Annotated in this window: 21 protein-coding genes; 15 read left to right on the plus strand and 6 right to left on the minus strand. The window is 65.0% G+C overall.

Features of this window, described 5'->3' with window-relative positions:
• Positions 1–3 precede the first annotated feature (3 nt).
• Positions 4–888: a DMT family transporter gene (locus POS17_RS06765; RefSeq protein ID WP_060837891.1), complete on the plus strand. Its 885-nt coding sequence runs from the start codon at positions 4–6 to the stop codon at positions 886–888.
• A 65-nt stretch (positions 889–953) separates the two neighbouring features.
• On the opposite strand, the gene POS17_RS06770 is transcribed toward POS17_RS06765, so the two are convergent.
• The 3 genes from POS17_RS06770 to POS17_RS06780 are packed head-to-tail and all read right to left on the minus strand — an operon-like array spanning position 954 to position 3,525.
• Entirely contained in the window at positions 954–2,003 is a 1,050-nt protein-coding gene (locus tag POS17_RS06770) for an alkene reductase (protein WP_060837892.1), read from the minus strand.
• Between the two features lie 33 nt (positions 2,004–2,036).
• The gene (locus tag POS17_RS06775) at positions 2,037–3,203 is read right to left on the minus strand and encodes an MFS transporter (RefSeq protein WP_060837893.1); all 1,167 of its coding nucleotides are present in this window, start codon (positions 3,201–3,203) and stop codon (positions 2,037–2,039) included.
• 19 nt (positions 3,204–3,222) lie between these two features.
• Positions 3,223–3,525, minus strand: a complete 303-nt coding sequence (locus POS17_RS06780) for an ArsR/SmtB family transcription factor (RefSeq protein WP_016965050.1) — start codon at positions 3,523–3,525, stop codon at positions 3,223–3,225.
• A 153-nt stretch (positions 3,526–3,678) separates the two neighbouring features.
• Here POS17_RS06780 and POS17_RS06785 point away from each other — a divergent pair, with 153 nt between their 5' ends.
• Complete coding sequence (locus POS17_RS06785; RefSeq protein ID WP_060837894.1) at positions 3,679–4,260, plus strand: acyl carrier protein phosphodiesterase; 582 nt, start codon at positions 3,679–3,681, stop codon at positions 4,258–4,260.
• Positions 4,261–4,364: 104 nt separating this feature from the next.
• Here POS17_RS06785 and POS17_RS06790 read toward each other — a convergent pair whose 3' ends face one another.
• Both POS17_RS06790 and olsB read right to left on the minus strand, forming a co-directional pair.
• Positions 4,365–5,159: a lysophospholipid acyltransferase family protein gene (locus tag POS17_RS06790; protein ID WP_060837895.1), complete on the minus strand. Its 795-nt coding sequence runs from the start codon at positions 5,157–5,159 to the stop codon at positions 4,365–4,367.
• Positions 5,159–5,914 (minus strand): L-ornithine N(alpha)-acyltransferase, encoded by a 756-nt coding sequence (gene olsB / locus POS17_RS06795; protein WP_060837896.1) that lies wholly within the window; start codon positions 5,912–5,914, stop codon positions 5,159–5,161. The genes POS17_RS06790 and olsB overlap by 1 nt, the downstream gene beginning before the upstream one ends.
• A 140-nt stretch (positions 5,915–6,054) precedes the next feature.
• Here olsB and POS17_RS06800 point away from each other — a divergent pair, with 140 nt between their 5' ends.
• The 9 genes from POS17_RS06800 (at position 6,055) to POS17_RS06840 (ending at position 15,566) form a co-directional block, all read left to right on the plus strand.
• A complete protein-coding gene (locus POS17_RS06800) occupies positions 6,055–6,933 on the plus strand; it encodes an acyl-CoA dehydrogenase (RefSeq protein ID WP_060837897.1) in 879 nt (292 codons plus the stop codon).
• Positions 6,934–7,104: 171 nt separating this feature from the next.
• A complete protein-coding gene (locus POS17_RS06805) occupies positions 7,105–8,202 on the plus strand; it encodes a serine hydrolase domain-containing protein (protein ID WP_060837898.1) in 1,098 nt (365 codons plus the stop codon).
• A complete protein-coding gene (locus tag POS17_RS06810; protein ID WP_060837899.1) occupies positions 8,199–8,528 on the plus strand; it encodes a hypothetical protein in 330 nt (109 codons plus the stop codon). The genes POS17_RS06805 and POS17_RS06810 overlap by 4 nt, the downstream gene beginning before the upstream one ends.
• 171 nt (positions 8,529–8,699) lie before the next feature.
• A complete protein-coding gene (locus POS17_RS06815; RefSeq protein ID WP_060837900.1) occupies positions 8,700–9,875 on the plus strand; it encodes a M20 aminoacylase family protein in 1,176 nt (391 codons plus the stop codon).
• 99 nt (positions 9,876–9,974) lie between these two features.
• On the plus strand, positions 9,975–11,285 hold the full coding sequence (locus tag POS17_RS06820) for an MFS transporter (RefSeq protein WP_060837901.1): 1,311 nt from the start codon (positions 9,975–9,977) through the stop codon (positions 11,283–11,285).
• Positions 11,282–12,745 carry an amidase gene (locus tag POS17_RS06825; protein ID WP_231979010.1) on the plus strand — a complete coding sequence of 488 codons (1,464 nt, stop codon included), beginning with the start codon at positions 11,282–11,284 and terminating at the stop codon, positions 12,743–12,745. Before POS17_RS06820 ends, POS17_RS06825 begins: the two co-directional genes overlap by 4 nt.
• Before the next feature lie 86 nt (positions 12,746–12,831).
• A complete protein-coding gene (locus tag POS17_RS06830) occupies positions 12,832–13,602 on the plus strand; it encodes an IclR family transcriptional regulator (RefSeq protein WP_060837902.1) in 771 nt (256 codons plus the stop codon).
• A gap of 223 nt (positions 13,603–13,825) precedes the next feature.
• Positions 13,826–14,407, plus strand: a complete 582-nt coding sequence (locus tag POS17_RS06835; protein WP_060837903.1) for a YceI family protein — start codon at positions 13,826–13,828, stop codon at positions 14,405–14,407.
• A gap of 1 nt (position 14,408) precedes the next feature.
• Positions 14,409–15,566 (plus strand): phospholipase D-like domain-containing protein, encoded by a 1,158-nt coding sequence (locus POS17_RS06840; RefSeq protein WP_060837904.1) that lies wholly within the window; start codon positions 14,409–14,411, stop codon positions 15,564–15,566.
• Between the two features lie 184 nt (positions 15,567–15,750).
• On the opposite strand, the gene bglX is transcribed toward POS17_RS06840, so the two are convergent.
• Complete coding sequence (bglX, locus tag POS17_RS06845; RefSeq protein ID WP_060837905.1) at positions 15,751–18,042, minus strand: beta-glucosidase BglX; 2,292 nt, start codon at positions 18,040–18,042, stop codon at positions 15,751–15,753.
• A gap of 399 nt (positions 18,043–18,441) precedes the next feature.
• Here bglX and POS17_RS06850 point away from each other — a divergent pair, with 399 nt between their 5' ends.
• From POS17_RS06850 to POS17_RS06865, 4 genes are read left to right on the plus strand one after another with little or no spacing between them, the layout of a single operon-like run.
• The gene (locus tag POS17_RS06850) at positions 18,442–19,050 is read left to right on the plus strand and encodes a LemA family protein (RefSeq protein ID WP_016965469.1); all 609 of its coding nucleotides are present in this window, start codon (positions 18,442–18,444) and stop codon (positions 19,048–19,050) included.
• Entirely contained in the window at positions 19,050–19,994 is a 945-nt protein-coding gene (locus POS17_RS06855; protein WP_060837906.1) for a TPM domain-containing protein, read from the plus strand. The genes POS17_RS06850 and POS17_RS06855 overlap by 1 nt, the downstream gene beginning before the upstream one ends.
• A 33-nt stretch (positions 19,995–20,027) precedes the next feature.
• The gene (locus POS17_RS06860) at positions 20,028–20,786 is read left to right on the plus strand and encodes a TPM domain-containing protein (RefSeq protein ID WP_060837907.1); all 759 of its coding nucleotides are present in this window, start codon (positions 20,028–20,030) and stop codon (positions 20,784–20,786) included.
• 29 nt (positions 20,787–20,815) lie between these two features.
• Positions 20,816–21,433, plus strand: coding sequence for a TPM domain-containing protein (locus POS17_RS06865; protein ID WP_060837908.1), 618 nt, complete (start codon positions 20,816–20,818; stop codon positions 21,431–21,433).
• Positions 21,434–21,589 lie beyond the last annotated feature (156 nt).

Here is a 21,589-nt window from a genome sequence, read left to right on the forward strand (position 1 = left end):
TGAATGAGTGTGAACCCTTCACCGTTCAAAGGCGCAGAGCAGCCGATCAAGGGGATTGCCCTGATCTGCCTGGCGGTTCTGCTCTTTGCCAGCCATGACACGTTGTCCAAGTACCTCTCGGCTTTTTATCCCATTGTCATGGTGGTCTGGGCCCGCTACGTGGTTCACACCCTGCTGATGCTGGTGGTGTTCGTTCCCCGCAGCGGTTTTTCCGCGGTCGTGCGTACCAAACGTCCTGGCCTGCAACTGCTGCGGGCCTTGTGCCTGATCGGCACCAGCCTGTTGTTCACCACCGGCCTGCGTTATATCCCTCTGGCGGAAGCCACGGCGGTCAACTTCCTGGCACCCTTGCTGGTCACTGCGCTGTCGGTGCCGTTCCTGGGCGAACGGGTCAGTCGGGCGCAATGGCTGGCGGTGCTCGCCGGGTTCGTCGGGGTGCTGATCGTGGTGCGGCCCGGGGGGGCGTTGTTCACCCCGGCGATCCTGCTGCCCCTGGGGTCGGCGCTGTGTTTCGGCTTCTATCAGTTGCTGACTCGCAAGCTCAGCGGTATCGACAGCCCGACCACCAGCAACTTTCTCACCGGGATTCTCAACAGCCTGATCATGAGTGCGCTGCTGTCGTTTTTCTGGAGCACGCCGTCATTTGTCCATGGTCTGTTCATGATCGGCCTGGGCACCTGCGGCATGCTCGGCCACATGCTGCTGACCCAGGCGTTCCGCCATGCCGCACCGGCGATGCTGGCGCCGTTCAGTTACGGGCAGATTCTGTTCGCCGGTCTGTACGGCTACCTGATCTTCGGGCATACCCCGGACCGCTACGGCCTGATCGGCATCACGGTGATCTGCCTCAGTGGCCTCGCGGTGGCCTGGACGCAACGCAGGCGCTGATCCCGGTGCCTACAAAAAAGCCCCGGCTCGCGAGAGTCGGGGCTTTTGGCTTTACCGGGGCCGGCTTACAGCGTCGGGTAGTCGATGTAGCCCACCGGACCTTTGCCGTAGAAGGTTTCCGGATGCGCCTCGTTCAACGGCGCGTCGGCCTTCAAGCGCGCGGGCAGATCCGGGTTGGCGATGAACGGCACACCGAAGGCCACGGCGTCAGCCTTGCCGGCAGCCAGCCAGGCGTTGGCGCTGTCCTTGGTGAAGCGCTCGTTGGCGATGTACGGGCCGCCGAAGGCTTCTTTCAGTTGCGGGCCCAGGCTGTCGGCGCCTTCTTTCTCGCGGGAGCAGATAAAGGCGATACCGCGTTTGCCCAGTTCGCGGGCAACGTAGGTGAAGGTTTCCGCCAGGTTGGCGTCGCCCATGTCATGGGAATCGGCGCGAGGCGCCAGGTGCACGCCCACCCGGCCAGCGCCCCAGATCTCGATGGCCGCGTCGGTGACTTCCAGCAGCAGGCGGGCACGGTTCTCCAGGGAGCCGCCGTACTGGTCGGTGCGCTGGTTGGTGCTGCTTTGCAGGAACTGATCCAGCAGGTAACCGTTGGCGCCGTGGATTTCCACGCCGTCGAAACCGGCGGCCTTGGCGTTTTCCGCGCCGACCCGGTAAGCCTCGACGATGTCGGCGATTTCAGCGGTTTCCAGGGCCCGCGGGGTCGGGTAGTCGGCCAGAGGACGCACCAGGCTGACATGGCCCTTGGGTTGGATGGCGCTCGGGGCCACCGGGGTTTCGCCGTCCAGGTAGGACGGGTGGGAAATCCGCCCCACGTGCCACAGTTGCAGGAAGATCTTGCCGCCGGCGCCATGCACTGCCTTGGTCACGTTGGCCCAGCCACGCACCTGATCGTTGGACCAGATGCCGGGGGTATCCGGGTAGCCGACGCCCATTGGGGTGACCGAGGTGGCTTCGCTGAGGATCAGGCCCGCGGAAGCCCGCTGCACGTAGTACTCGGCCATCAGTGCGTTGGGCACGCGGCCGGCGTCGGCGCGGCAGCGGGTCAGCGGCGCCATGATGATGCGGTTGGACAGTTCGAGGTCGCCGATCTTGATCGGATCAAAGAGAGTGGTCATGGAATGCAGCCTTCTATAGAGGAAAGAGACGGATCAGTGGGTTGCAGGAGCCAGTTCGGCGTTGCCGCCCTGGCGAAAGGTAATCAGCGTCACCAGCAGGGCCAGAATCGCCAGCACCGCCGCCGCCAGCGGTACGCTGGTGAGGCCGAAACCGTGGGCGATGACGCTGCCGCCGACCCAGGCGCCCAGGGCGTTGCCGATGTTGAAGGCGCCGATGTTCAGGGTCGAAACCAGGTTCGGCGCGGCCTTGCCGAAGGTCACCACATTGACCTGCAAGGCCGGCACCGCGGCGAAGGAGGCGGTGGCCCAGAGGAACAGCGTGATTTCCGTGGGAATCAACGCCACGCTGGTCCAGGTCAGCACGGTGGAGACCACCGCCATGGCGGCGAACACGCCGATCAGGGTGGCGCCCAGGCGCTTGTCCGCCAGCTTGCCGCCGATGATGTTGCCCAGGGTCAGGCCCAGGCCGATCAGCAGCAGGGTCCAGGTCACGCCCCGGGGCGAGACGCCGGTGACATCACCGAGCAGGGGGGCGACATAGGTGAAGAGGGTGAACATCGATGCGGCGAACAGCGCGGTCATGCTCAGGGACAGCCAGATTCCGGCACCCTTGAGGGCGGCCAGTTCCGAACGCATGTCGAGTTTTTCCTCATCGCGCTTGGCCGGCAAAAAGCGCAGCAGACCGATCAGGGCGACCACGCCGATCACCGTCACCGCCCAGAAGGTCGAGCGCCAGCCGGCCGACTGGCCCAGGGCCGTGCCCAGCGGGACGCCAAGGACGTTGGCCAGGGTCAGGCCGGTGAACATCAGGGCCACGGCCGAGGCGCGCTTGTTGGCCGGCACCAGGCCGGCGGCCACCACTGAACCGATACCGAAGAAGGCACCGTGGCACAGCGCCGTGATCACCCGGGCGAACATCAGCACGTTGTAATCACTGGCCAGTGCGCACAGCAGGTTGCCGACAATGAAGATCCCCATCAGCGCCACCAGGGCCGCCTTGCGTGGCAGGCGGGCGGTGGCCAGGGCCATGAACGGCGCACCGATGGCCACGCCCAGGGCGTAGCCGGTGACCAGCCAGCCTGCGCCGGGAATCGACACCCCGAGGTCCGCCGCCACATCGGGCAGCAAGCCCATGATGACGAACTCGGTGGTGCCGATGGCGAAGGCGCTCAAGGCCAGGATGATGAGTGAAAGGGGCATTGTCGGGTCCTTGTCAGGTCTAGAGCTGTTGGCTCATTTGCGTGAGGAACTGCTGGATGACTTCCTCATTGCGTTTGAAAAAATGCCATTGGCCGACTTTTCGGCTACTGATCAGGCCGGCGCGCTGCAGGGTGGCGAGGTGGGCGGACACGGTCGACTGCGACAGGCCGCAGCGTTGATCGATCTGTCCGGCACAGACGCCGTGCTCATTGCTGTGAGCCTGATCGGGAAATTCGACTGTCGGGTCTTTCAGCCAGTGCAGGATTTCCCTGCGAACCGGATGTGCCAGGGCTTTTATTATTTCGTCGAGGTCGAGGGACATGGCGGTGCTCGTTTTCCGTAAAACGTTGTATCGCGATGAGGCGAAATTTAAATCGTTATTTCGCGATATACCAATATGATTTTGATCTTAAATCATTGCTTATCGGTATATCGGGTTATAACGATATGTTGGGCGCGGTGCTAAGCTGCGCGAATGAATTATCTCGCACATCTACACCTCGGCGGCCAGCGTCCGGGTCAATTACTGGGCAGCCTGTATGGCGATTTCGTCAAAGGCCGCCTGCAAGGGCAGTTTGCCCCCGAGGTCGAGGCGGCGATTCAGCTGCATCGGCGCATCGATACCTATACCGACAGCCACCCGCTGGTGAGTGCGGCGCTGTCGCGTTTCTCCCTGACCCGGCGGCGCTATGCCGGCATCGTCATCGACGTGTTCTTCGACCATTGCCTGGCCCGGGACTGGCAGCATTACGCCGACCAGCCCTTGCCGTCCTTCACTGCCGAGGTGTACCGGGTGCTGGCGGCCGAACCGCAGTTGCCGGCGCGCCTGGCGCAGATTGCGCCCTACATGACGGCCGATGACTGGCTCGGTTCCTACCGCGAATTCGCGGTGCTGGAGCAGGTGTTGCGCGGGATTGCCCGGCGCCTGTCACAGCCGCAGGAGCTGACGGCGGCGATGGGCGAGCTGGAGCGCTTGTATGAGCCGTTGAGCGAAGACTTTCGCGCCTTCTACCCGCAGTTGCAGGCATTCGCGGCGCAGCACGTCCATTTGCCCTGAATCAGATCCGCTCCTGTAGAGCCGGCTTGCCAGCGAAGGCGCCCTTATCAACGGCGCAGGCTTCGAGGGCTGCTTCGCCAGCAAGTGGGCTCCAGCAGGGCGGGTCAGGCGGCGACCAGTTCGCCGCTGCGGCGCGGTTCGGCCGGTTGGGGCACATCGCCGAACAGTGCCTTCTGCACCGCTTGCTGTGCCTGAAAGGCCAGTGCCGCACGTTCCTGGCCCTGACAGGCAATCGGCTTGAGCAGATGAATCTCCACCTGGCCCCGGTCGTGGGCGAACAGCCGCATCAAATGCGAGAGCAGGTCGTCGTCGCCAATGAAGGGCGCCAGGCTGTCGATCTGGCCATCGCGCAAATAACGGATCGCCACCGGTTGCAGCGACACTTCGGCGTCGATGGCACTGGCCAGCAGGCGGCCGTGGAAGGTCCGCAGGCCATGACCGTCGGTGGTGGTGCCTTCGGGGAACAACAGCAATGGATGCTGTTCCTGCAGGTGGCGGGTCATCTGCTTACGGATCAGTTGGCTGTCGCCGGCCCCGCGGCGGATGAACAGGCTGCCGGCCTTGGCCGCCAGCCAGCCGGCCACCGGCCAGGTGCGCACTTCGGCCTTGGACAGGAAGGACAGCGGCGTGAGCATGCCCAGCAGCGGAATGTCGGTCCAGGACACATGGTTGCTGACCCAGAGCATGGGCTGCCCGGGCAACTCGCCATGTACCGAGATCTGGAAGGGCAGGGCATTGCTCAAGCGCGCCATGAAGAAGCGCGACCAGCGCTGGCGCCGGACCATGGAATTGGCCACGCCCAGGCGCTCCAGCAGACCGAAGACACTGGCCATGCTCAGCCCCAGCGCCACCACCAGCAGAACCCGGGCGATGCGCCCGTAGACCCGCAGCCGGCGCATCAGACCGCCGCCTTGAAGTGCCGGGCGTAGCGTGGGCACAACTCGTCACGCTTGAGCAGGATGAATACGTCGGCGACCTGGAAATCCTCGTCCCAGCACGGCTCGCCGCAGATTTTCGCCCCCAGGCGCATGTAGGCCTTGAGCAGCGGCGGCATCTCGGCGATCACGTTGGACGGAATGTCCAGGCTCGGCAGCGGGTTCTTCGGTTCGGCTCGCAGGTGTTCGGTGCTCAGGTAGCGTTCGCGCAGGCGCTGCATGATCGCCTGGGCCTGGATGCCACCGTCTTGCATCGGAATGCTGGCGCAGCCCATCAGGTAGCTGTAGCCGCCCTGGTTGAGGACCTCCGCCAGTTCGCCCCAGAGCACGGCGATGGTGCCGCCGTTGCGGTAGGCCGGGTCGACGCAGGTGCGACCGATTTCGAGAATCGGCCCCTTGAGCTGCATCAGGCCGTGCAGGCTGAATTCCTCTTCGCTGTAGAAGCGCCCCAGGCTGCTGGCGGCCTGGTGGTCCAGCAGGCGGGTGGTGGCCACCAGGCGACCGGTGTTCAGGTCGCGCACACCGATGTGGCTGCAGTGAATGTCGTAGTCATCCATGTCCAGACCCCATTCCGCGCCCTTGAGCTTGGCGTTGAACTCGCCGCTGAAGACGTTGAAGCGCAGGGCCTGGGCTTCCTGCAGGGCCTGGGCGCCGATCAGGCGTTCGGCCTGCAGGCGGCGTTCAATGCCGGTGTCGCTGATGCGGGCGATCTGAGTCATTGTGAATCTCCGTGCGGGCCACTGACCCGCCTTGGGTTGCAGCCGATCGACTTTGTTGTGCAAAGTCAGGCTATGTAGCCCCGGTGTCATCGCCATGAAGCTTTGGTGATGCTTATATGACAGCCCCTGAGGACCTTCGAATGCCCTGGCAAGCCCTGCTCGAGAGCCGTGAACGACTGCCCGCCAACCCTGATCTGGCCGAGGGTTACGGGGCTTTGCTGGCCCATCTGGGAGCGGTCACGCCGTTTGAACTGGCGGTGCGCGGCGGGCGTCTGATGAGCGCCCCCGGGCTGGCGTTCCTGGTGGGTTACCAGGCGGCCTTGCGCATGTTGTGGCCCAGCGCGCCGCTCAGCCTGGGGGCGTTGTGCGCGACCGAACGTCACAGCCTGCGCCCGGCGGACATGCAGACCCGGCTGGAGGATTTGCGTCTAAACGGACGCAAGGATTTCGTCACCGCCGGCGATGCCGCCGACTGGCTGCTGGTGGCGGCCCGCAGCGAGGCCCCCGGGCAACCGGCGGCGTTGCGCCTGACCGTGGTCTATGCCGGGGAGCCGGGGGTCCAGGTCCAGACCCTGCCCGCCATCGGCCTGATGCCGGAGATCGGTCATGGCTGCCTGCTGCTGGACAACGCCGCTTGCGAACTGCTCGCCGGCGACGGCTGGGACGCCTATGTCAAACCCTTCCGCACCCTGGAAGACATCTACGTGCTGAGTGCCATGAGCGCCTGGCTGTATGGGGTGGGGCAGGACAGCGGCTGGCCGCAGCCTTTGCAATTGCAACTGCTGGCACTGCTGGCGGGGTGTGCCGAAGCCAGTCGGCAAAACCCGTCCTTGAGCAGCGGGCACGTTCTGTTGGGCGGCTTGTTCACCCAGTTCGAGGCCCTGAAGCCCGGGATCGATGCGGCCTTCGCCCAGGGCCCCGAGCCTTGGCGCAACCAGTGGTCCCGGGACCGGGGCCTGCTGGATCTGGCTGCCGGAGCCCGGGGCCAGCGCCTGGCCAAGGCCCTGGCGGCGTTTTAATCCCGGCCGAACGAGGCCCACCCTCACGCGGGATCGGCTTGCCGGTGAGCGGGGCCGAGCGTTGTGTACAAGGCCTGATCACGCCTTGGCTGACAGGCAAGCATGGCGCTGCAGTAAAACGGTCATCTGTCCTGTTTAGGCTCGGCCACTGACGTCGTTCGAGTGTCCTTCATGCGCAAAGCTCCGACCCTGCTGGCACTCCTGCTCCTGTTCGGCTTGCCGGCCTGGGCCGAGGAGTGGCCGGGGGAGCAATGGCGCCGGGCCCCGGATGTCGCCGGTCCGGCGCTCCAGGCGCTTGAGGACTACGCCTTCGTGCCCAGGGACGAGAAGTCCCGGCAAGGCATTCGCACCGACGCGTTGCTGGTGATCCGCGATGGCCAGGTGCTTTATGAGCGCTATGCCGGCGCCACCGGAGCGCAGACTCCCCATCTCATCTGGTCTGCCAGCAAGAGTCTGCTGGCGGTGGTGTTGGGCGTTGCCTTCGCTGAAGGCCGCTTCCAGCTGCAGGACCCTGCCGCGCAGTATTACTCGGCGCTGCAGCGGCATCCGAGTATCACCCTGGCCGACTTGCTGCACTGGGCCTCGGGCCTGGACTGGCAGGAAGACTACGAATACGCACCGCTCAACTCCTCGGTGGTGGCCATGCTCTACACCCGGGGCCATCGGGACATGGCCGCATTCGCCGCGCAGCAGGCAGCGGCCGCGCCGGCGGGGCAGGTGTTTCGCTACTCCAGTGGCGACAGCAACCTGCTGGCGGCCAGTCTGCGGGGGATGGTGGGCCCCGAGCGGTACGCGGACTATCCCTGGCACGCGCTGTTCGAACCCCTGGGAATCACCCAGGCCGTGTGGGAACGCGACGCGGCCGGCACCTTCGTTGCTTCGTCCTACCTGTACCTGACGGCTCCGGATCTGGCGCGCGTCGGCCTGTTGATGCAGCGCGATGGCCGCTGGCGCGACCGGCAATTGCTGCCCAAGGCCTGGGTCGATTTCTGTCGCACACCCTTTGCCGGCTACCGCGCCAACCAGGACGTGGCCGTGGCGGGCGGGCACTGGTGGCTCAACCGCGCGGTGGACGGTGCGCCCCGGCCCTGGCCGGACGCGCCGGCGGACACTTATGCGGCGCTGGGACATTGGGGCCAGGCGCTGTACATCCTGCCCGCCGAGCGCCTGGTGATCGTGCGCTATGGCGACGATCGCGATGGCAGCTATCGACACAACGAGCTGCTCAAGCGAGTCCTGGCGGCCTTTCCCGAGCCGAGTCCGCCATGAGGCGCCGGACCTGGGTGCGGCGTCATCCGCTGCTCGGCCTGTTGCTGCTGGCGCTGCTCCTGCTGCTGGGCTGGGGCTGGCAGCAGCGGGTGGCGTTGCAGGCCTTTCCCGACATCCTCGGGGCCTACACCGCCAAGGAGTACTGCTCCTGCCGTTACGTCATGCAACACCCCGCCGAAGACTGCCGCGCCTACGTGCGCCAGTACCTGCCCATCAGCGGTTTCAACGATGAGCCCCAGGCCCGGCGAGTCACCGCCAGCGCCCTGGGACGGACCCACGGCGCCTCCTGGCTGGGCCCCCGCGAAGGCTGCCGCCTCGATCCCTGATCCTCGATCAAGCCGCGCCGCAGATGATGTGTTCCATGCAGTGGAACCACATTTGATTGTCCTGTGCTGCGCCGCGCGGTTATCTGACGCAGCGCTTCGAGCAGGTCCGGCCCCTCGTGCAGCGCTCCGACAACAAGAACGGGAAGCCACCCGGCCCAGAGGAGATACGCCATGACCCGACACCAGCACATCCTTGCCTGGCTCAACGACATTGCCGGCGACCTGCGGGCCATCCGGCAGGACATTCATGCCCACCCGGAACTGGGGTTCGAGGAACAGCGCACCTCGGCGCTGGTGGCGCGTTGCCTGGAGGAGTGGGGCTACCAGGTGCATGCCGGGGTCGGCCGAACCGGGGTCGTGGGGGTTCTGCGCAACGGTACGGGCAGCCGCACCCTGGGGCTGCGGGCGGACATGGACGCCTTGCCGATCATCGAGAACACCGGGGTGCCCTACAGCAGTCGCCATGGTGGTTGCATGCACGCCTGCGGGCATGACGGCCACACCACCATCCTGCTGGGGGCGGCGCGCTACCTGGCCGCGACCCGCCGGTTCGACGGCACCCTGAACCTGATCTTCCAGCCCGCCGAAGAGGGCCAGGGCGGCGCCGAGGCCATGCTCGCCGATGGCCTGCTGGAGCGTTTCCCCTGCGACGCGCTGTTTGGCCTGCACAACATGCCGGGTCTGCCGGCCGGGCACCTGGGTTTTCGCGAAGGACCGATGATGGCCTCCCAGGATCTGCTCGAGGTGATAGTCGAAGGCGTCGGCGGCCATGGCTCCATGCCGCACCTGGCGGTGGACCCGCTGGTGGCGGCGGCGAGCATCGTGATGGCCTTGCAGACGGTGGTGGCGCGCAATATCGACACCCAGGAAGCCGCGGTGGTGACCGTCGGTGCCCTGCAGGCCGGCGAGGCGGCCAACGTGATTCCCCAGCAGGCGCTGTTGCGCCTGAGCCTGCGGGCCCTCAACGCACCGGTGCGCGAGCAGATGCTGGAGCGGGTCAAGGCGATCATCCGCACCCAGGCCGAAAGCTTCGGCTGCCGCGCCAGCATCGAACATCGTCCAGCCTATCCGGTGCTGGTCAACAGCCCGGAAGAAACCGAGTTCGCCCGGCGGGTCGGGGTCGAGCTGGTGGGGGCCGATGCGGTCAACGGCAACACCCCCAAGCTGATGGGCAGCGAGGACTTCGGCTGGATGCTGCAACGCTGCCCCGGCAGCTACCTGTTCATCGGCAACGGGGTGGCGCAGCCGATGGTGCATAACCCGGGTTACGACTTCAACGACGACATCCTGCTCACCGGCGCGGCCTATTGGGCTGCCCTGGCGGAAAGCTGGCTCAAGCCCTCCTGAGCCTTGCCGCTCCTGTGTTTCCGATTACCCCGGGCGTTACAGGCGCCCGGCACTTTTCCGAGCCCGGCCCAGGGCTCAAAAGTATCCAAGGAACGTCCCATGAGCACTTCGAGCCCCGCTGCTTCCAAGACCCGGCAGGTGGTAGCTGCCGTCGTCGGCAACGCCCTGGAATGGTACGACTTCATCGTCTATGGCTTTCTCGCCAGCTTCATCGCCCGCCAGTTCTTTCCGGCGGAGGATGAGTACACCTCGCTGCTGATGGCCCTGGCCACCTTCGGCGTGGGATTTTTCATGCGCCCGGTGGGCGGTGTGCTGCTGGGGATCTATTCCGATCGCAAGGGCCGCAAGGCCGCCATGATGGTGATCATCCAACTGATGACCCTGGCCATCGCGATGATCGTGTTTGCTCCCCACTACGCCGCCATCGGGCTGGGGGCACCCTTGCTGATCGTGGTGGCGCGCATGCTCCAGGGCTTCGCCACCGGTGGCGAGTACGCCAGCGCCACGGCCTATCTGGTGGAGAGCGCGCCGGTCCACAAGAAGGGCCTGTACGGTTCCTGGCAACTGGTCGGCCAGTGTCTGGCGGTGTTCAGTGGGGCGGCGATGGTGGCGGCGGTGACCCATTTCTTTTCGCCCCAGACCCTGGATCTCTGGGGCTGGCGCCTGCCGTTCGTGATCGGCCTGCTGATCGGTCCGGTGGGGCTGTGGATCCGCAAGTACATGGAGGAGCCGCAAGCCTTCGTCGAGGCGCGCAAGCAGGTGCGGGGCGATGGACCGGGGCTGTGGCAGGTGGTGTCGAGCCAGCGCCGGGCGATTCTGGTGTCCATGGGCCTGTGCAGCGGCAGCACCGTGTCCTTCTACGTGGTGCTGGTGAACATGCCGACCTTTGCCCACACCAACCTCGGCCTGCCCCTGGATCAGGTGCTGCTGGTGCAGATGTTCGCCGTGGCCCTGATGACCCTGGTGATCCCCTTTGCCGGGGCGCTGTCGGACCGGGTCGGCCGGCGCCCGGTGCTGATGGCGTTCACCCTGGCGTTTTTCGTCATGGTCTATCCCTTGTATGTGTGGGTCGCCGCCGCACCGTCCATCGAGCGCCTGCTGGTGATGCAGATACTGCTGTGTGGCGCCATTGGCGGTTTCTTCGGTCCTGGCCCCACCGCCCTGGCCGAGCAGTTCCCCATCGAGGTGCGTTCCACCGGCGTCTCCGTGGCGTATAACGTGGCGGTGATGCTGTTCGGCGGTTTTGCTCCGTTGATCGTGACCTGGCTGAGCCGGGTCATGGCCACGCCGGTGGCGCCGTCCTTCTATGTCCTGGCAACTTCGATCCTCAGTCTGCTGGGCATCTATTGCATGTACGACGCGGTCCGGGATGCCAAGCCCGATGCCCTGACCCTGGGAGGCGAGTCTTGATTCAGCACAAAGAAGCGGTGGCCTGCGAGCCCATCGTCGAACTGGATGCCCTGGCGCTGTCCCGGGCGATCCACGCCCGTCAGTTGTCCTGCCGCGAGGTGATGCAGGCCTACCTGCAACAGATCGAGCGCTACAACCCGCAATTCAATGCCCTGGTGTCCCTGGGCGATCCGGGCGAGTTGCTGGCCCAGGCCGATGAGCGCGACCGGCAACTGGACCGGGGGCAGTCCATGGGCTGGATGCATGGCATGCCCCAGGCGATCAAGGACCTGGCATCCACCGCGGGGCTGACCACCAGCCTGGGTTCGCCGCTGTTCGCCGAACAGGTGCCCCAGGTGGACGCCATCAGCGTGGCCCGGGTGCGGGCCAGTGGCGCGATCATCGTCGGCAAGAGCAACGTGCCGGAGTTCGGCCTGGGCTCCCACACCTACAACCAGCTGTTCGGCACCACCGGCAATGCCTACGACAGCCGCCTGAGCGCCGGCGGCAGCAGCGGCGGGGCGGCAGTGGCCCTGGCCCTGCGCATGCTGCCGGTGGCCGATGGCAGCGACATGATGGGGTCGTTGCGTAATCCGGCGGCCTTCAACAACCTGTTCGGCATGCGTCCTTCCCAGGGGCGGGTGCCCTTCGGCCCGACCCCGGAACTGTTCGTGCAGCAACTGGCCACCGAAGGACCGATGGGGCGCACGGTGGCCGATGTGGCGCGGCTGTTGAGCACCCAGGCCGGTTACGATCCGCGGGTGCCCTTGTCCCTCAAGGAGGATCCGGCGCTGTTGCAGGCGCCTCTGCAACGGGACGTGCGGGGCCTGCGCCTGGGCTGGTTGGGGGACTACAACGGCTACCTGGCCATGGAGCAGGGAGTGCTGAGCCTGTGCGAACAGGCGTTGGCCGACTTCACCCATCTGGGCTGCGAAGTGGAAAGCTGCCAGCCGGATTTTTCCATGGCGCAGTTGTGGGACTGCTGGCTGGTGCACCGGCACTGGCTGGTCCAGGGGGCTTTGGGGATGTTGCACGGCGACCCGGACAAACGCCGCTGGCTCAAGCCCGAGGCCCGCTGGGAAGTGGAGGGAGCGGCCAACCTGAGTGCTGCGGATGTGTACCGCGCGTCCCAGAGTCGCAGCGATTGGTACCGCGCCTTGCAGCGATTGTTCGAGCGTTACGATTTCCTGCTGTTGCCCACGGCCCAGGTGTTCCCTTTCGATGCACGGCAGGCCTGGCCAAGGCAGATCGATGGGCAGGAAATGGACACCTATCATCGCTGGATGGAAGTGGTGATCGGTCCGACCCTGGCCGGCCTGCCCAGCATCAGCATTCCGGTGGGATTCAACCTGGCGGGCCTGCCCATGGGCATGCAGATCGTCGGTCCGGCCCAGGCCGATCACGCTGTGCTGCAGTTGGCTTACGCCCATGAACAACTGACGCAATGGGTGCGCCAGCGCCCCCCGGGTAACCTGCTGTAACCAGGCAAGCGTCGCTGATAGGCTCCTGAGGCCCGCATCTTGCTGGGTAACGGCTTTACCCATTCTCAAGTCAGGGAGTTCGGACCATGGCCAGCAAGGTCGAAAGCGGCAGTGTGCGTTCCGTGGAACGGGCCCTGGGGATTGTCGAGTTACTCGGTCAGCACCAGGCCCTGGGGCTGGAGGAGTTGCACTACCTGACCGGGCTGCCCAAGGCGACGGTGTCGCGCATGTTGCTGACCTTGCAGGAGCAGGGCTGGATCTACCGGGGCTTGAGTGACCGGCGCTATCGCTTGAGCGCGCGCAGTCTGTTCGGCGACAGCCGACAAAGGTTCAAGCGCCGCCTGGTGGAGCAGGCGGTGCCCTGGCTGCTGGAATTGAGTGCACGCACCGGGCTGGTCAGCGACTTGTCGGGTTTCGACGGCGAGCACCTGGAAGTCCTGGAAAGCGCAGTGCCCCCGGTGTTGCGCAAGCGTTACCCGATCAACAGCCGGATTGTCGGCCAGCATGCCAGTCTGTTTCATTCGGCCATGGGCAAGGCGTGCCTGGGGGCCCTGGCCAGCGCTGAAGTCCAGCGGTTGGCCGAGCGCGAGCGAGTACCGGTCGAAGATCAGCAACAGGCTTGCGCCCAGTCCCAGCACCTGGGGTTTGGCCAGCGTACTGAAGGCCACTGGGAGTATCCGGTGCGCCTGCCTTTTCTGATCCGCGCCGTGGCCTTGCCGTTGCAGGCCGAAGGCCGGGTGATCGGCAGCATCGCCCTGCATTGGCCGATGGATTTGGCCTGTGTCGAGCAGGTGCGCAGTCGTCATTTGCGATTGCTGGCCGAAACCGTCGAACAGCTGCAGAAAACCCTCGCCTGAGCCGTTCCCGGGCGGCGCAGGCGCGCAATGCGTGATCCATGCTTGGCGTGACTGGCAGCGGGGCGCCGAGCAAGGCCCGGATCCGTCCGGCGCGAGCGCCGCAGGTTTGTTCCTGAACTAAAGCCGCGGCTTGCCACTCTATCGCAGGGCGCCGCCCGAGCACGGCGTTTGCCAGCCTTACGGCAGCCGGTTAAGGTGGCGCCTTCTGTTCAAGGGAGCTTGCATGCGTACGCCGATCCGCCTACTTCTCAGCCTGCTCGGGGTACTGGCGCTGCCGGTCCAGGCCAACTGGTACCTGGACAACGAGTCATCCCGCGTGTCCTTCATCACCACCAAGAACGCCAATATTTCCGAAGTGCAGCGCTTCCTGGTGCTGCACGGCAAGGTCGATGGCAAGGGCCAGGCGCTGGTGCAGATCGAGATGGACTCGGTCAGCAGCGGCATTCCTCTGCGCGATGAACGCATGCGCCAGGAACTGTTCCAGGTGCAGCAGTTTCCCGAGGCGCAGATCACCGCACACATCAACCTGCGCCCGATCAACGACCTGGCTCCCGGTGCACAGATCGAGCTGTTGCTGCCGGTCACCGTGACCCTGCACGGCCAGGAACACACTTACAACGCCGAACTGCTGGCCACCCGCCTGGATGACCGGCGCTTTCAGGTGGTGACCCTGGAACCCCTGGTGCTCAACGCCGAAGACTTCAACCTGGCCACGGGGTTGGACAGCCTGCGCAAGCTTGCGGGGCTTTCGGCCATCAGTTTCTCGGTGCCGGTGGGTGCGGTGCTGATCTTCACGGCGCGCTGAAATGCGCGCGGCGGTGTTTCCCTGGCGTGAAGGCAACCGCTTCGAGTTGCTGATCGATGGTCCCGAATTCTTTCCGCGCATGCTGCTGGCCATCGTCCGCGCCCAAGAGCAGGTGGAGCTGGAACTGTATCTGGTGGAGGCCGGGGCCTGCGCCGAGGCCATGGTTCAGGCCCTGGTCCAGGCCGCCGAGCGCGGGGTGCGGGTGCGTTGCCTGTTCGACGACTACGGCAGCCTGGCCTTTACCCAGCCCCTGCGCCAGCGCCTGACAACTGCCGGTGTCGAATTGCGCTTCTACAACCGCCTGAAATGGCGCCAGGGCCTGCTCAACCTGTACCGCGACCATCGCAAGCTGCTGTTGGTGGACCAGTCCCTGGCAATGGTGGGAGGCACCGGGGTCACCGATGATTTCTGGCAGCCCGAGCACAACAGCTGCGACTGGCATGAAGTGATGGTGGAGATCGCCGGCCCTGCGGTGCGTGACTGGCAGCGGCTGTTTGACCGGCAATGGAGTGCCAACCTGCACCGGGGGGCCTGGAAGCCCAGTGTGGATTTCGGCCTGCCCCATCTGCCGCGCGTTCCTGACTCGGGGGAGGGCATGGGCCGGGTGGCGTATGCCGACTCTCGCCAGCATCGCGACATCCTGCACTCTCTGATCCGCGCCCTGCACAGCGGCCAGCAGCGCATCTGGCTGGCAACGCCGTACTTCTTGCCCACCTGGTCGGTGCGCCGTTCATTGCGCAAGGCCGCGGCCCGGGGGATCGACGTGCGCCTGCTGCTGACCGGGCCGAACACCGATCACCCGGCGGTGCGCTATGCCGGGCACCGTTACTACCCGCGCCTGCTCAAGGCCGGCGTGCGGATCTTTGAATACCAGCCGCGGTTTCTGCATTTGAAGATGGCCCTGGTGGACGACTGGGTCAGCGTCGGCTCGTGCAACTTCGATCACTGGAACCTGCGCTTCAACCTGGAAGCCAACCTCGAAGCCCTGGATCCGTCGCTGACCCGCGCGGTGGCGGCCAGTTTCGAGGCGGATTTCGCTCAGAGCGAAGAGATCAGCCTGGCGCAGTGGCGCAACCGGCCGTTGTGGCGGCGGATCAAGCAGCGGATCTGGGGCTGGGTCGACCGTCTGGTGGTCAACCTGCTGGACCGGCGCGGCTGACCGTAGCCGCTGGCGCAGGCTGCGAACCGGCCGAAGGGACGCAACATCTCAAGATCGTCAAGCAAGGCCCTGCGGGCCTTTGCGCAGCCTCGCAGGCTCGGCAGCGGCTACAGGAATTGCGGGGGTTGTGGCGATTGCAGCGGCAGCCGGCCAGCGCAGGTCATGCGCCGGCCGGTGTCAGGGGTCAGAGCAGTTCGAAGCTCTGTTGCTTGACGTCCTGGGAGTCCAGGCCGATCTGCACATTGAAGTCGCCCGGTTCCGCGGCGTACTTGAGCTGGGCGTTGTAGAACTTCAGGTCGTCCTCGGTGATGGTGAAGTGAATGGACTTCTCTTCACCGGCCTTGAGCATGACTTTCTGGAAGTTCTTCAATTCCTTGATCGGGCGGATCATCGACCCGGCCACGTCCTGGATATACAGCTGCACCACGGTTTCGCCGTCACGCTTGCCGGTGTTCTTCACGGTCACGCTGGCGTCGAGCTTGCCGCTCTTGTTCAGCGTGGTGGAGGACAGGGCCATGTCCGACAGGCTGAAGCTGGTGTAGCTCAGGCCATAGCCGAACGGAAACAGCGGGCCGGTGGTGTCGTCGAAGTATTGCGAGGTGTAGTTGCCCGGCTTGCCCGGGGTGAACGGCCGGCCAATGGTCAGGTGGTTGTAGTAGGTCGGGATCTGCCCCACGGTGCGGGGGAAGGTGATCGGCAGCTTGCCCGACGGGTTGTAGTCGCCGAACAGCACGTCGGCGATGGCGTTGCCACCTTCGGTGCCGCTGAACCAGGTTTCCAGGATCGCGTCGGCCTGCTGGTTTTCTTCCAGCAGCGACAGTGGCCGGCCATTCATCAGCACCAGCACCAACGGCTTGCCGGTGGCCTTGAGCGCCTTGATCAGGTCGCGCTGGCTGGCGGGAATCAGCAGGTCGGTACGGCTCGAAGACTCGTGGGACATGCCCCGCGATTCGCCCACGGCGGCGACGATCACGTCCGCCTGTTTGGCCGCCTGGACCGCTTCGTCGATCATCTGCTGCGCCGGGCGCGGGTCGTCCACCACTTCCGGGGCATCGAAGTTGAGGAAGTTCAGGTAGTCCACCACCTTCTTGTCGGCGGTGATGTTGGAACCCCGGGCGTACACCAGTTGGGCCTTGTCGCCCAGCACATTGCGCATGCCGTCGTAGAGCGTCACCGACTGCGCCGGCACGCCGGCGGCGGCCCAGCTGCCCATCATGTCGATGGGGGCCTTGGCCAGCGGGCCGACCAGGGCGATCTTCGCGGTTTTCTTCAGCGGCAGGGTGTCGTTGTGGTTCTTCAGCAGCACCAGGCTGCGGCGGGCGATGTCCCGGGCGTCGCTGCGGTGCAGGCGGCTTTCGGCGTTGGTGTCGGCCGGGTCGTCCTCGGCCTTGCCGATGCGCACGTAAGGGTCCTTGAACAGGCCCATGTCGTACTTGGCCGCCAGTACTTCACGCACGGCGTTGTCGATGTCCTTCTGCTCGATCTCGCCGGACTTGAGCAGCCCCGGCAGCTCCTTGCCGTACAGCGAGTCGTTCATGCTCATGTCGATGCCGGCCTTGATCGCCAGCTTGGCCGCTTCGCGACCGTCCTTGGCGACGCCGTGGCGGATCAGCTCGATGATCGCCCCGTGGTCGCTCACCGCCAGGCCCTTGAAGCCCCATTCCTTGCGCAACAGGTCGTTCATCAGCCAGGTGTTGGAGGTGGCCGGCACGCCGTTGATCGAGTTCAGGGCCACCATCACCCCGCCGGCACCGGCGTCAATGGCTGCGCGGTAGGGCGGCAGGTAGTCCTGGTACATCTTCACCGGGCTCATGTCGACGATGTTGTAGTCGCGACCGCCCTCCACCGCGCCATACAGGGCGAAGTGCTTGACGCTGGCCATGATGCTGTCCGGCAGGGCCGGGCTCTGGCCCTGGTAGGCATTGACCATGACCTTGGCAATGCGCGAGACCAGGTAGGTGTCCTCGCCGAAGCCTTCGGAGGTGCGGCCCCAGCGCGGATCGCGGGAGATGTCCACCATCGGCGCGAAGGTGATGTCCAGGCTGTCGGCGCTGGCTTCCTTGGCGGCGATGCGCCCGGAGCGGCCGATGGCGTCCATGTCCCAGCTGGACGCCAGGGCCAGGCTGATGGGGAAGATGGTCCGGTGGCCGTGGATCACGTCATAGGCGAAGAACATCGGGATCTTCAGCCGGCTGCGCATGGCCGCGTCCTGCATCGGCCGGTTTTCCGGACGGGTGATGGAGTTGAAGGTGCCGCCGATATTGCCCGCGGCGATTTCCTTGCGGATCAGCTCGCGGGGCATTTCCGGGCCGATGCTGATCAGGCGCAACTGGCCGATCTTCTCTTCCAGGGTCATGCGCTTGAGCAGGTCGTTGATAAAGGCGTCTTTGTTTTCCAGGGGGACCGGGGCAGATTCGGCCAATACAGGGTGACTGGCCAGGCTGACCAGAAGGCCCAGCAAACACAGCTTATTCATGAATAGTGTTCTCAAGGGCTCAAGACCGACGCATGAGTGACGCGTCGAACAGCCAAAATTTAGGGAGCGACTATTGTTGTTCAGATAAATCCAGCACACTTCAGGCCGTGTGAAAACCACTGCGTTCGGCAATACGGCGTTAAAAACAGGCTCGTGCGCGAGTCCGATCGGAATGCTCATGTAGGCTCCTACACTTCGCGTCCTCGCCTGTTTTTGCCTTGTCTTGCCTTCACTCGCGACGTTTTCACACCGCCTTATTTCTGAACTCTTTTTCGCGCTGGGCATCTTTTAGCCCATCAGCCCGATGCATTCCAGTGGCGCAGGCAGATTTTGCCCCACAGGATGTGTGAAAACGGGCAAAAGATTCTTTTCCATCAGGTTGTGCAAGGAGCCCCACCCATGAACATCACCCAAAGCCTGCGTTCGAGCTGGCCTGTCGCTGCCCTGTTGCTGCTCACCAGCCTGCTCAGCGGCTGTGGCATCAACAACATTCCGACCCTGGACGAGCAGGTCAAGGCCGACTGGGGCCAGGTACAGAACCAGTACCAGCGCCGCGCCGACCTGATCCCCAACCTGGTGGAAACCGTCAAGGGCTACGCCAAGCACGAGGAAGAAACCCTGACCGCGGTGATCGAGGCGCGGGCCAAGGCCACCTCGATCCAGGTGGACGCCAAGACCCTGGACAACCCGGAAAAGCTCAAGCAGTTCCAGCAGGCCCAGGACCAGTTGAGCGGAGCCCTGAGCCGCCTGATGGTGGTGTCCGAGCGCTACCCGGATCTCAAGGCCAACCAGAACTTCCTGGCCCTGCAATCCCAGCTTGAAGGCACCGAGAACCGCATCGCCGTGGCCCGTCGCGACTTCATCCTGGCGGTGCAGAAGTACAACACCGAGATCCGCACCTTCCCCGGCCGCCTGTGGCACAGCCTGATGTACAGCGACCTGCCGGTGCGTGAATCCTTCGAAGCCACCAGCCCTGACGCCGACAAAGCGCCGCAAGTGAAATTCTGATGGCCCTCGGGCAGCGCGTGCTACGAGGCGCGCTGCTGTGGCTGGGGCTGGTGAGTGGCGCCGTACTGGCGCAACCCTCAGGTTCAACACCCATGGATGGGGTGCCGTTGCGTGCGACGCAGCCCTCTGTCCAGGTCGGGCCTGCACCGGCCACGGCCACGGCGACAGCGGCACCGATTGCAAGCCTGTTCCCCCCGTTGACCGGGCGTGTGGTGGACACCGCCCAGTTGCTGACGCCTTCGGCGCAGGTCTACCTGACGCAGATGCTCGAACGGCTTGAACAAAGCACCAGCGACCAGGTGGTGGTGGTCACGGTGCCGAGCCTGGGCGGCTACAGCATCGAGGAGTTCGGCCTGCAACTGGGCCGGCACTGGGGCATCGGCCGCAAGGACAGGAACAACGGTGTCCTGCTGCTGGTGGCCAAGGACGAGCGCCAGGTGCGGATCGAGGTGGGCTACGGGCTGGAAGGGCGGATCGACGATATCTGGGCGCACCTGATCATCAACGACTCGATCATTCCGTACTTCAAGGATGAGCTGTACTCCTCCGGGATCATTACCGGCACCACCTCCATCGTGCGTCTGCTGGAGCCCAACAGCACGCGGATGCTGGAGCATCGCTGGGTGGTGCAGAGCTGGTACCAGCAGATCGAATGGCTGTGGTGGTTCAAGCTGGTGTTTTTCTCGGTGTTCGTCGGCGTGCCGCTGGTCGGGCTCTTGCTCTACACGCGCGACGACGGTGAAGCGGCAAGCGCCGGGCGGCGCGACACCGGCGATGACTCGTCCAGGCGCGAGCCCAGGGCCGAGCGCGACAGCAGTGCGAGCAGCGGTTCATTCGACTGGTTCGACTCCAGCAGCTCCAGCTCCAGTTCCAGCTCGGATTCGGACAGTTTCAGGGGCGGCGGTGGCAGTTTTGGCGGTGGCGGGGCGTCTGGCAGTTGGTAGTACACGCGGACAAACATTAAGGATGAGGTGCTGATGCGACTCTATAAAATCGGCCTGGTGCTGTTGCTCTGGGTCTTCGCGGTCTCGGCCCAGGCCGAACTCAGGTTCCCGGCCCTGACCGGGCGGGTGGTGGACGACGCGCAGATGATCGAGCCGAGCGTCCGCGCCCAGCTGACTCGGGAACTGCAAGCCCACGAACAGGCCACCAGCGAACAGTTGGTGGTGGTGACCCTGCCGGACCTGCAAGGCGCCAGCATCGAGGACTACGGCTACCAGTTGGGGCGCCACTGGGGCATCGGCCAGAAGGACAAGAACAACGGCGCGCTGCTGATCGTCGCTCGGGACGAGCGCAAGCTGCGCATCGAAGTGGGCTACGGCCTGGAGGAGCGCCTGACCGACGCCCAGGCCTCGGTGATCATCAACCAGGTGATCACTCCGGCGTTCAAGACCGGGCAGTTCAGCAAGGGCATCAGCGACGGGGTTTCGGCCATGCTCCTGGTGCTCGGCGGCACGCCGCTGGACGAGCCGGCCACGGCCTACGACAGCGGCGGCGAGAGCAGTCCGCAGGACGATTTTGTCCAGCGTCACCCGTGGCTGTTCCTCTTCATGGTGCTGCTGTTCATCCTGGTGGTGATGGTGGCGCAGGCGCTCGGTTTCATTACCACCACCAGCGGTCGCGGCGGTGGTGGGGGTGGTTTCGGCGGTGGCGGTTTTGGTGGTGGGTCCGGCGGTGGCGGCTTCAGCGGTGGCGGCGGCAGTTTTGGCGGCGGCGGTTCCTCCGGCGGCTGGTAACTCAAAATAAAAAGCGGAAATCCAACGACATGGCATTACTCAGTGAATACGAACAACGGCAAGTGGCCGAAGCCATTGCCCGGGTGGAGCAGCAGACCGACGCCGAACTGGTGACAGTGCTGGCCGCCCGGGCCGACGACTACGCCTATATCCCGCTGCTCTGGGCCAGCCTGCTGGCGCTGGTGGTGCCGGGGCTGGTGCACTACGCCACCGGCTGGCTGAACATGCACCTGTTGCTGCTGGCGCAATGGGCGACCTTCATCGTGCTGTGCCTGGTGTTTCGCCTGCCGCGGATCACCACCCGGCTGATCCCGCGCTCGGTACGTCACTGGCGGGCCTCCAACCTGGCCCGGCGCCAGTTCCTCGAACAGAACCTGCACCACACCGTGGGCGGCACCGGGGTGCTGATCTTTGTCAGCGAAGCCGAGCGCTACGTGGAAATCCTCGTGGACGAAGGCATTTCCAAGCGTCTGGATAACAAGCAGTGGAACGGTATCGTGCGCAACTTTACCCAGCAGGTCCGGCAGGGCCAGACCCTGCAGGGCTTCCTCGACTGCATTGAGGCCAGCGGCGAACTGCTCAAGGCCCATGTGCCCCTGACCCAGGTGCGCAACGAATTGCCCAACCGCCTGGTGGTGCTCAACTGAGCCCCTTGGGGGCCGGCTTGCCGGCCCATGGCCCTTGAGCCTTGCACTGCCCTGGGGAGACGGTTTTTTTACCGTCGGGTGAATAACTCCGTGCCCCGACGGGGTTTGCTCCCTAAAATACCCGCCACTCCCTGATTCACACCCCGCATCGCCCGA

The organism is Pseudomonas sp. Os17 (genome assembly GCF_001547895.1).
Lineage (GTDB): Bacteria > Pseudomonadota > Gammaproteobacteria > Pseudomonadales > Pseudomonadaceae > Aquipseudomonas.

What these genes read in the sequence shown, in the direction of transcription:
- POS17_RS06820 (WP_060837901.1), top strand. Translation starts at nt 9,975, where the DNA reads ATGAGCACTTCGAGCCCCGCTGCTTCCAAGACCCGGCAGGTGGTAGCT.
- POS17_RS06770 (WP_060837892.1), bottom strand. Translation starts at nt 2,003, where the DNA reads ATGACCACTCTCTTTGATCCGATCAAGATCGGCGACCTCGAACTGTCC.
- POS17_RS06780 (WP_016965050.1), bottom strand. Translation starts at nt 3,525, where the DNA reads ATGTCCCTCGACCTCGACGAAATAATAAAAGCCCTGGCACATCCGGTT.
- POS17_RS06800 (WP_060837897.1), top strand. Translation starts at nt 6,055, where the DNA reads ATGCCCTGGCAAGCCCTGCTCGAGAGCCGTGAACGACTGCCCGCCAAC.
- POS17_RS06835 (WP_060837903.1), top strand. Translation starts at nt 13,826, where the DNA reads ATGCGTACGCCGATCCGCCTACTTCTCAGCCTGCTCGGGGTACTGGCG.
- POS17_RS06785 (WP_060837894.1), top strand. Translation starts at nt 3,679, where the DNA reads ATGAATTATCTCGCACATCTACACCTCGGCGGCCAGCGTCCGGGTCAA.
- POS17_RS06830 (WP_060837902.1), top strand. Translation starts at nt 12,832, where the DNA reads ATGGCCAGCAAGGTCGAAAGCGGCAGTGTGCGTTCCGTGGAACGGGCC.
- POS17_RS06790 (WP_060837895.1), bottom strand. Translation starts at nt 5,159, where the DNA reads ATGCGCCGGCTGCGGGTCTACGGGCGCATCGCCCGGGTTCTGCTGGTG.
- POS17_RS06850 (WP_016965469.1), top strand. Translation starts at nt 18,442, where the DNA reads ATGAACATCACCCAAAGCCTGCGTTCGAGCTGGCCTGTCGCTGCCCTG.
- POS17_RS06865 (WP_060837908.1), top strand. Translation starts at nt 20,816, where the DNA reads ATGGCATTACTCAGTGAATACGAACAACGGCAAGTGGCCGAAGCCATT.
- POS17_RS06860 (WP_060837907.1), top strand. Translation starts at nt 20,028, where the DNA reads ATGCGACTCTATAAAATCGGCCTGGTGCTGTTGCTCTGGGTCTTCGCG.
- bglX (WP_060837905.1), bottom strand. Translation starts at nt 18,042, where the DNA reads ATGAATAAGCTGTGTTTGCTGGGCCTTCTGGTCAGCCTGGCCAGTCAC.
- POS17_RS06810 (WP_060837899.1), top strand. Translation starts at nt 8,199, where the DNA reads ATGAGGCGCCGGACCTGGGTGCGGCGTCATCCGCTGCTCGGCCTGTTG.
- POS17_RS06815 (WP_060837900.1), top strand. Translation starts at nt 8,700, where the DNA reads ATGACCCGACACCAGCACATCCTTGCCTGGCTCAACGACATTGCCGGC.
- POS17_RS06765 (WP_060837891.1), top strand. Translation starts at nt 4, where the DNA reads ATGAGTGTGAACCCTTCACCGTTCAAAGGCGCAGAGCAGCCGATCAAG.
- POS17_RS06855 (WP_060837906.1), top strand. Translation starts at nt 19,050, where the DNA reads ATGGCCCTCGGGCAGCGCGTGCTACGAGGCGCGCTGCTGTGGCTGGGG.
- POS17_RS06805 (WP_060837898.1), top strand. Translation starts at nt 7,105, where the DNA reads ATGCGCAAAGCTCCGACCCTGCTGGCACTCCTGCTCCTGTTCGGCTTG.
- olsB (WP_060837896.1), bottom strand. Translation starts at nt 5,914, where the DNA reads ATGACTCAGATCGCCCGCATCAGCGACACCGGCATTGAACGCCGCCTG.
- POS17_RS06840 (WP_060837904.1), top strand. Translation starts at nt 14,409, where the DNA reads ATGCGCGCGGCGGTGTTTCCCTGGCGTGAAGGCAACCGCTTCGAGTTG.
- POS17_RS06775 (WP_060837893.1), bottom strand. Translation starts at nt 3,203, where the DNA reads ATGCCCCTTTCACTCATCATCCTGGCCTTGAGCGCCTTCGCCATCGGC.